Annotated in this window: 14 protein-coding genes; 3 read left to right on the top strand and 11 right to left on the bottom strand. The window is 47.0% G+C overall.

Annotation, left to right across the window (positions count from 1 at the left end):
- Positions 1 to 270: 270 nt before the first annotated feature.
- The 4 genes from NSMM_RS03980 to NSMM_RS03965 all read right to left on the bottom strand — a co-directional run bounded on the left by NSMM_RS03980 (position 271) and on the right by NSMM_RS03965 (position 5,802).
- Complete coding sequence (locus tag NSMM_RS03980; protein ID WP_090284840.1) at positions 271 to 2,490, bottom strand: copper-transporting P-type ATPase; 2,220 nt, start codon at positions 2,488 to 2,490, stop codon at positions 271 to 273.
- A 471-nt stretch (positions 2,491 to 2,961) separates the two neighbouring features.
- Positions 2,962 to 3,543, bottom strand: coding sequence for a PIN domain-containing protein (locus NSMM_RS03975; RefSeq protein ID WP_090284838.1), 582 nt, complete (start codon positions 3,541 to 3,543; stop codon positions 2,962 to 2,964).
- 63 nt (positions 3,544 to 3,606) lie between these two features.
- Positions 3,607 to 4,740, bottom strand: a complete 1,134-nt coding sequence (locus NSMM_RS03970) for a PilT/PilU family type 4a pilus ATPase (protein ID WP_090284846.1) — start codon at positions 4,738 to 4,740, stop codon at positions 3,607 to 3,609.
- An 18-nt stretch (positions 4,741 to 4,758) separates the two neighbouring features.
- Positions 4,759 to 5,802 (bottom strand): type IV pilus twitching motility protein PilT, encoded by a 1,044-nt coding sequence (locus NSMM_RS03965; RefSeq protein WP_090284836.1) that lies wholly within the window; start codon positions 5,800 to 5,802, stop codon positions 4,759 to 4,761.
- A gap of 308 nt (positions 5,803 to 6,110) precedes the next feature.
- Between NSMM_RS03965 and NSMM_RS03960 the strand changes: the two genes are divergently transcribed.
- A complete protein-coding gene (locus NSMM_RS03960) occupies positions 6,111 to 6,830 on the top strand; it encodes a YggS family pyridoxal phosphate-dependent enzyme (RefSeq protein ID WP_090284834.1) in 720 nt (239 codons plus the stop codon).
- On the opposite strand, the gene NSMM_RS03955 is transcribed toward NSMM_RS03960, so the two are convergent.
- The 5 genes from NSMM_RS03955 to NSMM_RS03935 all read right to left on the bottom strand — a co-directional run bounded on the left by NSMM_RS03955 (position 6,796) and on the right by NSMM_RS03935 (position 9,978).
- Positions 6,796 to 7,065, bottom strand: coding sequence for a YfhL family 4Fe-4S dicluster ferredoxin (locus tag NSMM_RS03955; protein WP_090284833.1), 270 nt, complete (start codon positions 7,063 to 7,065; stop codon positions 6,796 to 6,798). The genes NSMM_RS03960 and NSMM_RS03955 overlap by 35 nt on opposite strands.
- Before the next feature lie 13 nt (positions 7,066 to 7,078).
- Positions 7,079 to 7,558: a pantetheine-phosphate adenylyltransferase gene (gene coaD / locus NSMM_RS03950; RefSeq protein ID WP_090284831.1), complete on the bottom strand. Its 480-nt coding sequence runs from the start codon at positions 7,556 to 7,558 to the stop codon at positions 7,079 to 7,081.
- Positions 7,551 to 8,099 (bottom strand): 16S rRNA (guanine(966)-N(2))-methyltransferase RsmD, encoded by a 549-nt coding sequence (gene rsmD / locus NSMM_RS03945; RefSeq protein ID WP_090284829.1) that lies wholly within the window; start codon positions 8,097 to 8,099, stop codon positions 7,551 to 7,553. Before rsmD ends, coaD begins: the two co-directional genes overlap by 8 nt.
- A 19-nt stretch (positions 8,100 to 8,118) precedes the next feature.
- Positions 8,119 to 9,423, bottom strand: coding sequence for a M16 family metallopeptidase (locus NSMM_RS03940; protein ID WP_090284827.1), 1,305 nt, complete (start codon positions 9,421 to 9,423; stop codon positions 8,119 to 8,121).
- 102 nt (positions 9,424 to 9,525) lie between these two features.
- Positions 9,526 to 9,978: an NUDIX hydrolase gene (locus NSMM_RS03935; protein WP_090284825.1), complete on the bottom strand. Its 453-nt coding sequence runs from the start codon at positions 9,976 to 9,978 to the stop codon at positions 9,526 to 9,528.
- A gap of 154 nt (positions 9,979 to 10,132) precedes the next feature.
- Here NSMM_RS03935 and NSMM_RS03930 point away from each other — a divergent pair, with 154 nt between their 5' ends.
- Together NSMM_RS03930 and NSMM_RS03925 are read left to right on the top strand one after the other, a co-directional pair.
- Positions 10,133 to 10,822 carry a c-type cytochrome gene (locus NSMM_RS03930; RefSeq protein ID WP_143001850.1) on the top strand — a complete coding sequence of 230 codons (690 nt, stop codon included), beginning with the start codon at positions 10,133 to 10,135 and terminating at the stop codon, positions 10,820 to 10,822.
- 72 nt (positions 10,823 to 10,894) lie between these two features.
- A complete protein-coding gene (locus NSMM_RS03925; protein WP_090284821.1) occupies positions 10,895 to 11,620 on the top strand; it encodes a glycosyltransferase in 726 nt (241 codons plus the stop codon).
- A gap of 48 nt (positions 11,621 to 11,668) precedes the next feature.
- Here the strand turns inward: NSMM_RS03925 and NSMM_RS16395 are convergent, their stop codons facing one another.
- Together NSMM_RS16395 and NSMM_RS16390 are read right to left on the bottom strand one after the other, a co-directional pair.
- Entirely contained in the window at positions 11,669 to 11,857 is a 189-nt protein-coding gene (locus tag NSMM_RS16395; protein WP_245654674.1) for a hypothetical protein, read from the bottom strand.
- A gap of 254 nt (positions 11,858 to 12,111) precedes the next feature.
- Positions 12,112 to 12,435, bottom strand: a complete 324-nt coding sequence (locus tag NSMM_RS16390; protein WP_245654673.1) for a hypothetical protein — start codon at positions 12,433 to 12,435, stop codon at positions 12,112 to 12,114.
- Between the last annotated feature and the right edge of the window lie 390 nt (positions 12,436 to 12,825).

Raw genomic sequence — 12,825 nt, 5'->3', positions numbered from 1 at the left:
ATCAGCCTGGCGATGGGTCTAAGCTGCTTATCGCAGAGATTTGGCTGTGAGGTACAAAATTGAATTTTTCTCGTACAAAAACCTGTCAAGTGTTTTTTTAAATATTTTTTGGGGGGCGAGTAGTTACCTTCAAAGTACAGTTTTCTATCATTATTTGACGCCAGTTTCGCCAAATGCATGTGTAATTATCATTTTGACATAACCAGAAGGATTCTGAAGAGCGATCTCTCTGGCGTCCTTTATGCAAAACCTCCTGATTTCGATAAAATATTACAATTTCAATAGTCTCAACCGCAGCGCATTGCCTATAACACTGACTGAGGACAATGACATTGCAGCAGCGGCGATGATGGGAGAAAGCAGAATACCGAAGAAAGGATATAGAATGCCTGCTGCTATCGGCACACCTGCCGTATTGTAAATAAAAGCAAAAAATAGGTTTTGTCGAATATTGCGCATGGTAGCCACAGACAGTGTGTGGGCACGGACAATACCGATCAGATCGCCTGTTAATAAGGTCACGCCTGCACTTTCCATGGCCACATCCGTACCTGTTCCCATTGCGATACCTACATCAGCAGCAGCCAACGCCGGGGCATCATTCGTGCCATCTCCTGCCATGGCAACAATGCGTCCCTTATCGCGTAATTTTTTAACGATCTTACTTTTTTCTTTCGGCAGAACCTCAGCCTCGACTTCTTCAATGCCTAATGTTTTTGCAACCGCTTCAGCGGTGCGGCGATTATCGCCAGTGAGCATGACGATATGAATGCCATGATCTTGAATCCGCCTGATCGCATCCGGTGTTGTTTCCTTGATCGGATCAGCAATAGCCAGAAGTCCGGCAACCCGACCGTCCACGGCGATAAAGATTACGGTTGCGCCATCAGCGCGAAGTGTATCCGCCTGCATCGATAAAGATGAGACGTCCACAGCCTGGTCCTCCATCAGCATCACATTGCCAAGCGCAATATCATGTCCACTGGTTTTGCCGACCACTCCTTTGCCAGTTGGCGAGTCAAATTCTTCTGATACGGCAAAATCCAGTCCTCTATCTTTCGCTGCCATAACGATGGCATGAGCCAGCGGATGTTCACTGCTTTGCTCCAGTGAAGCAGCTAACGCCAGGAGCTCATTCTCCACAAAACCATCAGTAGCGACGATCTTGGTCACAGTCGGCTTACCTGCCGTCAATGTTCCAGTTTTATCAATGACCAGCGTATCAATTTTTTCCATGCGCTCCAGCACTTCAGCGTTTTTTATCAGCACACCTGCCTGCGCGCCTTTACCTACACCAACCATAATGGACATCGGTGTAGCCAGCCCCAGCGCGCACGGGCAAGCAATAATCAGGACGCTGACAGCGACGATGAGTGCATAACTGAAGGCAGGAGGAGGCCCATATATGCCCCAGATGATAAAAGCAAGAACAGCCACCAATACGACAGCCGGGACAAACCATGATGCAACAATATCTGCCAATCTTTGGATCGGAGCACGGCTACGCTGTGCTTCTGCAACCATTTGGACGATTTGCGAAAGCAGGGTGTCTTTGCCGACACGCTCGGCCTTCATAATGAAACTCCCAGTCTGGTTCATTGTCCCGCCGATGATTTTGCTATCTGGAACTTTTCTGACAGGCATCGATTCGCCTGTGACCATGGACTCATCTACGGCGCTCAAACCTTCAGTTACGATACCGTCGAGTGGTATTTTTTCACCAGGACGCACACGTAACAGATCACCGACTTTAATCTGATCCAGTGACACATCCTCATCTTCACCATTTTCATTCACCCTGCGCGCGGTTTTGGGCGCGAGATTAAGCAGAGCACGGATTGCACCACCTGTTTGCTCACGCGCCTTTAGTTCAAGAACCTGCCCCAATAACACCAACACAGTGATAACAGCGGCGGCCTCAAAATAGACCGCAACAGCGCCATCCTGCCGAAAAGCCTCGGGAAAAACACCAGGAACAAGTGTCGCCATGATGCTGTATAACCATGACACACCCGTGCCCATGGCAATCAGCGTAAACATATTCAGATTTCTGGTTTTTAGAGAGGCCCAGCCACGCTCAAAAAATGGCTTTCCGGCCCACAGAACAACAGGCGTGGCCAGCATTAACTGGATCCAGTTGGAAAGCGTACCGCTGATATACTGGTGAAGATCAAAAATATGACCGCCCATTTCCAGTACAAAAACCGGAAAAGTCAGAACAAAGCCAACCCAGAACCGTTTTCGCATATCGGCCAACTCAGGGTTTTCACCTTCCTCGCCTGTTATTGTTTCCGGCTCTAAACCCATACCACAAATTGGGCAACTCCCCGGTCCGCTTTGCCGGATTTCTGGATGCATGGGGCAAGTGTAGATCGCATTCTCGTCAGCTGGTTGAGAAACATGGTTACTCTTTTCCACTTGTTTGTGGCCGTGATGGGAACAGGTTTTGTCAGCATCATTGTGTTGATGTTGGTGTTGTTCTTGCCTCATAAATTTCATCCTTTTAAATAAGTACATATTTATGATGGAATAAATCACAATGAATCAGTTTAATGAGTTCGATACCCCTTAAGCTATAGGCTATTCTATGCCAAATTCTTTAAGATAAATGATTTGAGACCAATCAAGCTGGATATCATGCGATGGTTCGCCGACAAGGAAAAACTGTTGCCACAAACAGTGAAAACATCTATTCGTGAAGGATTGATCTACGAGGAAAACTGTATGAGGTAGTAAAATGAGGGTAGGATGACGGCAGACCCTCCATTCGTCTATCCAGTGCTGACCGGATCACACCACGTGGATGCTGATTTTCCACGCCTCACCCTCATTTGCTCGACAGGTTGCCACGAAACGTGTTCCTGTACATGTATCGCCATGTGAGCAGGATATAGTGAAGTATGAACCGCATCCTACAAAAGCAGCGCCCGGCCACTATTGACTATGCAAATACAAGTCTACTTAAAAGGAATAAATAACCACGTTATTGGCTTCTGAAATCATTTTATTGACAAAGAGAAGATCAATAATTTGGTCAATATCGGTTTGAACAAGCTTTTTCTGAAACATAGACGAGATATGATTTATCAAGGTTGAGCGTTTGCGTGGTCGTGATTCTTTCCTCATTTTACTCAACCGCTCCAGAGCAAGCCGGTAATTTGTCGGTCCGGCAACTGCAATTCTCGGTTCAAGCTCAGTAAGGCAGTTGATACGTTTACATTTCAGACCACTTTTATTCAAAAAACGAATTAACGGGTCAAAACCTTTGTCTTTGGACAGAATGATGCAATACAGATCCGGTGATTTTTCGATTACACGCCCGAGATGGCAGGCAATATGAAAATCAAGGGCGTTGCTGCCATTCCCATCAACGCGCTGCCACTCCACCCGATCACCGAGTTTCTGTAAATTTACAACGAGGTTAATTGGTACATTTTTTTGACTGACGCCAACAAAAATTATGACATGGCTGTCAGCGCCAATATTACCCAAATCAGGCAACGGAACATTTTCAAAATCAACAAGCAGTAATTTTTTATTCAATCTATCCTCGCCGTCAAAGTCAAGGCAAGTTGTTTGATTAGTTATCAGCTTGGTTGACAACCTTCAGGTAATTGTCAATTGTCCAATACCATTACTCGTACTACGCTGCTTGGCTTCCGATCCGTTCAATTTAATTTGCAGACGCAATTCATTCATTGAATCAGCGTTACGCATGGCATCTTCGTAGGAAATCAACCCATTTTCATAGTGTTCGAATAACGCCGTATCAAAGGTTTGCATACCCTGCTCACGTGATTTTTTCATGATCTCTTTGATTTCATGCACATTGCCCTTGAAAATCAGATCGGAGATCAATGGTGAGTTGAGCATGATTTCGATTGCGGCAACCCGTCCACCGGTTTTTTTGGGAATGAGTCGCTGTGCCACCATGGCACGCAGATTGAGGGACAGGTCCATCAACAGTTGTGCACGCCGTTCTTCCGGAAAAAAATTGATAATGCGATCCAGTGCCTGATTGGCGCTGTTGGCGTGCAAGGTACCCATGCACAAGTGGCCGGTTTCGGCAAAGGCAATGGCATGTTCCATGGTTTCGCGATCGCGAATTTCGCCAATCAGGATGACATCTGGTGCCTGCCGCAAGGTGTTTTTGAGCGCCGCTTCCCAGGATTCGGTATCGACACCTACTTCACGCTGGGTGATGACACAATTGATGTGCTCATGAACATACTCGACCGGATCCTCGATAGTGATGATATGCCCATGACTATTCTGATTGCGATAGCCGATCAATGCCGCCATCGAGGTGGATTTACCCGAACCGGTACCACCAACGAAAATGACCAGACCACGTTTGCTCATGACCACGTCCTTCAATATCGGCGGCAGCCCGAGATCGTCGAAATTGGGAATTTGTGTGGTGATTGTTCGCAAAACGATACCGACCCGTTGCTGCTGCACGAAAGTATTGACACGAAAACGGCCGATTCCTTCCGGGTTGATCGCAAAATTGCATTCCTTGCTGGTTTCAAATTCAGCTGCCTGCCGATCGTTCATGATCGCGCGCGCCAGCGCTGCAGTATGTGCACTGGTAAGAATTTGCTGCGTGACCGGAGTCATTTTGCCGTCAATTTTCATCGCTGGTGGATAATCTGCAGTAATAAACAAATCCGATGCTTTTCTGGTAAGCATCATCCGCAGCAGATCGTGCATGAATTTCAGTGCTTGTTCATTTTCCATCATCAATTCTCTTGTTAGTTAACCACGAAAGTTATCTTTGTTCATGGCTTTGCTGCGCGCATCTGCCATGGAGATCACGTTACGCCTGACGAGTTCGGTCAGGTTCTGATCAAGGGTTTGCATTCCAGCACCTTGGCCGGTCTGGATGGTTGAATACATCTGCGCCACTTTGCCTTCTCGGATCAGATTGCGGATAGCCGGTGTACCGATCATGATTTCGTGCGCGGCAACGCGCCCGCTACCATCCCTGGTTTTCAACAGCGCTTGAGAAATAACCGCACGCAATGATTCTGAGAGCATGGCGCGCATCATTTCCTTTTCATCGGCGGGGAATACGTCAATGATACGGTCTATGGTTTTGGCAGCAGAACTGGTATGCAGCGTGCCAAAAACCAGATGACCGGTTTCTGCAGCCGTCATTGCCAGACGGATCGTCTCCAGATCACGCATTTCGCCCACCAGAATGATGTCCGGATCTTCCCGCAGAGCAGAGCGCAGCGCATTGCTGAAGCTATGCGTATCGCGTCCGACTTCACGCTGGTTAATCAGGCATTTTTTACTTTCATGCACAAACTCGATCGGATCTTCGAGTGTAAGTATATGACCATACTGGTTTTGATTGATATCATTGATCATGGCCGCAAGGGTTGTGGATTTACCTGAACCGGTCGGGCCAGTCACCAGTACAACGCCGCGCGGTTGTTGTGCAATTTCCGCAAAAATTTTGGGCGCCTTTAATTCTTCCAGAGACAATACCTTTGAAGGAATAGTCCGCATGACAGTGGCAGCGCCGCGATTAGTATTGAAGGCATTGACCCGGAAACGCGCCAGATTGGGAATCTCGAACGAAAAGTCACACTCAAGATGCTCCTCATATTGTTTGCGCTGCTTGTCGTTCATGATGTCATAAATCATTTCATGAACATCCTTATGTTCCATGGCGGGCAAATTGATCCGGCGGATCTCGCCATGAACACGAATCATCGGTGGCAAACCAGATGACAGATGCAAGTCGGAAGCATTATTCTTGACCACGAAGGAGAGTAACTCTACTATGTTCATCCGTTTGATTCCTTTTTTCCTAGCTGGTAAATTTTCATTAAAAAGTACCTCTAAAAATTCAGAGTTTTAAACAAGACCAGGCGCGAATAAAAAATGTTGCCGGAATATATAATTGATATGTAAAGAAGCGTTTTTCATAAGCAACACGGTATCGTGACGAAATATGGATTTTTAGATGTGCCCTAAAGTTTGCTAACCCAAGGTAATACGGAATATTTTGGTATAAATTGAGTGTTTACTGAGCGCAACACCTGGATGTTCTCGCCTCATCAACTTTTTTGTATTTTTATTGGACAGACCAATCAACCATGACTTCGATTGCCGATCGCCTACAAGCCGTTAAAACCCGTATTGCGGATGCCGCCAAGCAGTGTGGACGTGACCCGCAAACCATCCAGCTGCTGGCTGCCAGCAAAACCAATCCGCCAGAAAATCTAAGAGCGGCATGGGAGGCAGGTCAAACAGTTTTTGGTGAAAATTATCTACAGGAAGGACTAGTAAAAATAAAGGCGCTGGCCGATTTGCCGATTGAATGGCATTTTATTGGTCCTATTCAAAGCAATAAAACCAAACTAATCGCTGAGAATTTTGCCTGGGTACATGGGATTGATCGGGAAAAAATCGCCAATCGCCTGTCTGTCGCCAGGCCAGACACATTACCGCCGCTGCAAGTATGCGTACAAGTCAATGTCAGCGGTGAAATCACCAAAAGTGGTGTTGATCCGGAGAAAGTGGCCGAACTTGCAGCCTATGTCAGTGAGCTGCCACGACTACAATTACGAGGATTAATGGCGGTCCCCGAACTAACCGCCGTGACCGCGTTGCAGCGGGAACAATTTCAACAGTTACGCGAGATATTCGAACAGCTCAAGCAGCTGGGTTTCAATCTCGACACACTGTCAATGGGCATGTCCGAAGATCTAGAAAATGCCGTTGCTGAAGGGGCAACTATGGTCAGGATCGGGACTGCAATTTTCGGACCGCGGCGTTATGCTATTCCCGAGGAGTTGGGGTCTCGGCAGCAATAAGCGCATGGTATTTGTCCAGTAACTGATCACGACTTTCTGTCCTGTCTGGGTCAGTTACAATACAACTTACGGGGCAGACTTCTACGCACTGCGGGATGTCGTAGTGACCAACACATTCTGTGCAGAGATCAGGGTTAATCTCATAAATTTCCTCGCCTTGTGAAATTGCCCGATTGGGACATTCAGGTTCACATACATCGCAATTGATGCATTCATCAGTAATAATTAAAGCCATACTTTCTCGATTTCTATTGTTTGACCAGTTTTTTCAAGTGTACAGCAACCGCTGGATGAACAAACTTGTTCATATCTCCGCCGAGCCGTGCCACCTCGCGCACGATAGTGGCAGAAACAAACATGTACTGTTCGGATGGTGTTAAAAAAATAGTTTCCACATCCGGGTACAGCCCACGATTCATTCCCGCCAGCTGAAACTCGTATTCAAAATCAGACACTGCACGCAAGCCACGCACGATGATACGGGCTTGTTGTTGCTGCGTAAACTCCATCAGTAGTCCAGAAAATCCAGTTACAGTTACATTGGGATATTGTGCCAGGACGGTTGTTGCCATCTGCACGCGCTCATCCAAGGTAAAGCAGGGAGTTTTGCTGCCACCTGCTGCTACTGCGACGATAACCCGATCAAATAATTTCGAGGCTCGCTGCACTAAATCTTCATGCCCACGGGTAATCGGGTCGAAGGTTCCAGGGTAAATAGCTTTATCCATTTGTTAGTTTTAAAAGACAGTAATTAACGTTACCTGCCCGGCTTTGTTTCCAGATAGTCCAGGTAGCATCAGATACAAATTTTGTACGACTTTCAACATAAACACAACCACCCGGATTGAGCCTTGCAGGCAACTTCGGCAAGACTTCGGCTAACAAACCAGTATCGAAAGGCGGATCGACAAAAATTATGTCATATTGATTCTGATCGTATGCCAGAAAGCTTGAGACATGCTTATGCGCCAGACTGACTTTATCAGCAGCCAGACTGGCAGTAGATGCCTGTAGACAACGCATCGCAACAGCATCTTTCTCAACCATAACAACAGTCTCCGCACCTCGTGAGGCCGCTTCAAAACCAAGGGCGCCACTGCCTGCAAAAAGATCCAGGCAGGCAGCACCTGTCAGATCCTGCCCCAGCCAGTTAAACAGCGTTTCCCGCACGCGATCAGGTGTCGGACGAATCAGCTCTCCTTTAGGAATGCTGATGAGACGGCTTCGCCACTGACCTCCAATAATACGCGCCACCCCTTTCTTGCTCATGCAGCTGTATCCACATCCATTAATCAATCGTACCAACTACCACTGCAACCATTCCTGCCGGGTCGATACGGCGTTGGAAAGCATCTCTAACCTGTTTCACCGTTACTTGCTCTACTGCTTTCACATAATCTTCTAGATAAGACAACGGCAACTGGTAAAAGCCGATTACGGATAAAAATCCAAGAATTTTGCGATTGCTGTCAATACGCAGCGGAAAGCCACCGATGATATTTTGCTTGGCTGCCTTCACTTCTTCATCGCTCGGACCTTGTTTTACAAAATCCTTGAGTACCTGCTGCGTTAGCTCAAGCGCTTGTTCTGCCTGTTCCTTTTTGGTTTGTAGGCCAATCTCGAATGGCCCCTGCTGCTGATAGGGAGAAAATGAACTATAAACGCTATAGGCCAACCCGCGCTTCTGACGGATTTCTTCCACCAACCGCGAGACAAAACCACCGCCACCAAGGATGTGGTTGCCGACCAGCAACGCAAAATAATCGGGGTCATGCCGACTCAATCCTGGATAAGCAAGCTGAATATGGCTCTGTGAAGCCGGATGCGCGATTTTTTGTATCATGGGCACAGGTTTTTTTACGACTGGTAATGTCGCAACAGGACGACCTGCCGGAAGTTCGCGAGTCAATGATTGCACAATCTGATCAGCCTCGCCACGCGTAACATCGCCAATGATAGCAATGACGGCATTACTGGCAGTGTAATGACTGTGATAAAAGTCCACCAGATCTTTGCGCTGCAGTGCAGTTAATGACGCAGGTTCGCCAGATCCACGCAATCCATAAGGATGCGCACCATAGAGCATCTTCATTAAAGTACGCTGAGCAATAACGCCAGGCCTAGTATCTGCCTCCTGTAATGAAGCAAGCGTACGGGAACGCTCCCTGTTAAGAATGCCCTCCGGAAACTCGGGATGTTGAATAATACGCGCCAGAATATCCAACGCTTTGGTACGTTCGGCTTCACTGCTTAAAGTACGCAGTGAAAACCCCGCCCGATCCAGGTCAAACTGTCCACCCAGTTGAGCACCGATATCAGCAAGCGTTTCCGCTATCTGGTCCTCGGACATTTTCCCGGCACCCAGACTCATCAAATGTTGCACCATTTGCGCGCGACCGGAAGTCTCTGCCGTATCTGTACTGCTGCCTGCCGCGAAATTAATACTGATATCGAGAATCGGCAGATCATGCGTCTCAACGAAATAGATTTTCACCCCATTGGGGGTTTCCCAGTGTTGGATCGGCAAAAAAGCCATGGACCATTGAGCGTACGCCATTATCAACAGCGCCGTGATAAATTTTAGAATTTTCATATTGATTCCATTAGTCAACAAATACTTACAGGTCAGCAACATAGGACAACGCAGTCATGCAGATATTGCCACTCGTATCCAAAAGATAAATATGCTTACCACTTAGAGAGCGCCACTTTTCAATAGATCCAACGGGTAACGCTTCCCCGCCAGGTAATCTTCAATTGATTGAAGCACCATCGGGCTACGATGCATGGGCTGTTTCTCCTGGATTTCTTCCAGTGTAAACCAGGCCGCACGCACAATGCCTTCATCCAGTTTTCTATGCGGGTCGTGTCCAGTAATGCTGCCGATATAGGTAAAACGGAGATAAGTCGTACCGTTCCGCTTGGCACGCCAGTGATAAATTCCGGTCAACGCATCCGGCAAAAAAGTATAGCCGGTTTCTTCGAGCACTTCCCGGCTGCAGGCATCGCACAAGGTTTCACCTGCTTCCAGATGTCCCGCTGGCTGATTGAGGCGGAGACCCACTCCATTTTGGGCTTCTTCCACCAATAAAAATTTACCACTTTGCTCGATAATGGCAGCAACGGTAACATTCGGCTTCCAGATCATATGCGTTACAGTAATGTGGTAACAAGTTTGTGTTGACGGGGCTTCAGGCTGAACCGGGTGAAAATTATTGCATCAGCATTCAGGAAAGCCGGTAAAGTGCTGCATTTTATATCGCTTTGTTTGAAGTTGCATTTTTTATAATGATAGGACGAAAATGACTACATTCAAATTAAGGAAAATAACCCATACCTTGGTTTCAAGCGGCCTACTAGTCACGACGTTAGGCATCTCACTGATTGGCTGCACCTCCTTGTGCCGCCCCTGCGTCCCACGCACACAAACGAATACTGGCACAGTGAAAAACCCAACCGCAAAGAAAAACCCCTGCGTGCCGAACCCTGGTTCAACCAACCCTTGTGCGGGCAAGAAAGTTAACCCGACCAATATCACCCGGCCAGCCAATTATCGTCCTTATCAGGGCAATCAGGCTGATTTGCGGAAATATGGTAAAAATTTCTATAACGATACCAATTTGAGCACCAATGGGCGTTCCTGTCAGAGCTGTCATCAGGATGGCAGCCTATTCCGCCCTACTTTTATGCAACCTTACCCTCATTTCGTCGCCATGGCGAGAGATCTAGCCGGTTTAAGCCAGATCGAGCTCGACGAAATGGTGCAACTCTGCATGATAGCGTCTATGGAAGCTAAGCCACTGATGTGGAATTCCCGAGCACTGGCCGCATTGACAATTTATACTACCGAAATTCAGCAAGCACTACCGGAATTACACTCAAATCCTGGAAGAAGCAGAAATCCCTGCGCAATAAAAGATCCCCGTAGAATAAATCCAGATGCTCTGAAAAACCCCTGCGCCTTACGTCAAGCGCCAATATCGGAGCGTTGATCATCTCGACAATCCACATAGTAGAGATTACTGACATAATCCTAATTTAAGAATTTATAACCGGACAGCAAGATGCTTGTTTCAATTATTATCCCTGCCTTCAATGAAGAACGACTGATCGTGGCATGCCTCAAATCGGTTGATGGAGCCCTTGCTGCCAATCGCTCATATGGCTTCGCACATGAGATCATCGTCGTTGACAACAACTCGACCGACAAAACGGCGTTACTGGCAACGGAAGCCAGCGCAAAGGTGGTTTTTGAGCCTGTCAACCAGATCGCGCGCGCCAGAACAGCCGGGGCGAATGCCGCCAGCGGTGATTGGCTGCTGTTTCTTGATGCCGATTGTTTGCTTAACGCTGCCTTGGTGGATGATATTTTCCGGCTGATCACGGAGGGTAAGCATGTTGGTGCTGGCAGCACACTGTACATGCCCAATCTACCATGGTGGGCCGCAGGTATGCTGCATTTCTGGACAATATTGTCAGTCATGTTCAAATGGGCGGCGGGTGCGTTGATTATCTGTAATGCCAGAGCTTTTCGCGAAGTAGGCGGATTTAATCAGACGCTGTATGCTGCCGAAGAAGTGGATTTGAGTCGGAAACTAAAAAAATGGGGGCGTGCGCACCGGCTTGCTTTCACTATTCTGCGGAAACACCCTATCGAAACTTCTCCACGGAAAGTTGAGCTGTACAGCAGCAGAGAAATATTTTCTCAATTATTTCGTTTGCTGCTGAATCCCTGGCGTACGCTGCAAAATAAAAAGCGAGTATCTATCTGGTACGACGGCAGGCGCTGAAGTGACCTGTCTTTTTAAACAAGGCGCCAACAAATGTGTAAATGTGTATTAGCAGCCGCTGACCATCAAAGTACGTAGATAGTTTTCCCAATTCTTCAACCTTTTGAGCGCATGTTGATGTTGCTGGGAGCTGGTGCTGTTATGAATACGCACGGCAAAAGCACAGTTGTATTCCATTAGATCGGTTTGATAGGCGCGGTAGGAGCTATCATCCGAATAAGCAAACAGCGCTGCCAAAGCTCGCAGTGTCAAAGGGTGAAGGAACTATACCAGCAGCAATCAAAGCCCGTTGTCCCTTGTCAAGTCTGTCATAAAAATTCTCAATACGCCTGACGGTCCGTTTAATCGAAGCTTTTCATCTGGCTGCAGGTAATCATGACGCAATCTGCTATTATTTTTCGCAAAACGATGCTCGATGTGGCGGGGCTGCGCTTTGCCCAAGCTGACCACCACTGGCACACTGAGATGTAATGAATGACCAATGGCTGGCGCTATGCTACTGCGCAATTCTTCCGACCAGCTACAAACCAATGATAAATCGCTTCTTTGGCAAGCGGCTCCTGTTCTCGGCTAAAGTTAACATAATGATCCAACCACCACCATGTCAGCTGTGGCTCCTGAGAATAGCTCAAGCGCACCACGCTGCAACTAGCCAGCAGTAACAACAAACTGATGCCCGCCAAAAATATACGAAGAGAATGTCGCAGTAACATAAGTGTTACAAAGAATAAAAATAGAAAATAGCTTTGGAGCACTTCTAAAAATTCAGGACTCCAGGTAAGACAAGGCGCGAATAAAAAATGTTGACGCAGCATATAACTGATATACAAGGAAACATTTTTTGTAAGTAGTGAAGCATTGTGACGAAGTATGAGTTTTCAGAAGCGCTCTTTATCTAATCCGTAGCGGGTAAAACAAAAACCAAGTTCGCCCACCATGAAACGGAACATTATTTTTTGGATGTTGACTTGAGTGCCTGTCTGGTGAAGCACGTTAGTTTTCAAGCATAATGCTCATGGCATTAGTTGTAGGTAGCACGACCGATTGTTATGACACACATTATCAATTTTAACGAGCATCATCTGATAATTATTTCAGAAAATCACCCAGTATCTAATCTCACGTAACCCAATAAACCACAAGGCAAAAATGGGTTTTTTCTCTTAATAATCAGTTGACAATTAATCTCATCAACTGTAAATTAC

This window comes from Nitrosomonas mobilis (assembly GCF_900103035.1).
Taxonomy (GTDB): domain Bacteria; phylum Pseudomonadota; class Gammaproteobacteria; order Burkholderiales; family Nitrosomonadaceae; genus Nitrosomonas; species Nitrosomonas mobilis.
The sequence above is the reverse complement of the archived record's forward strand: the minus strand, read 5'-3'. Positions and strand labels throughout refer to the sequence as shown.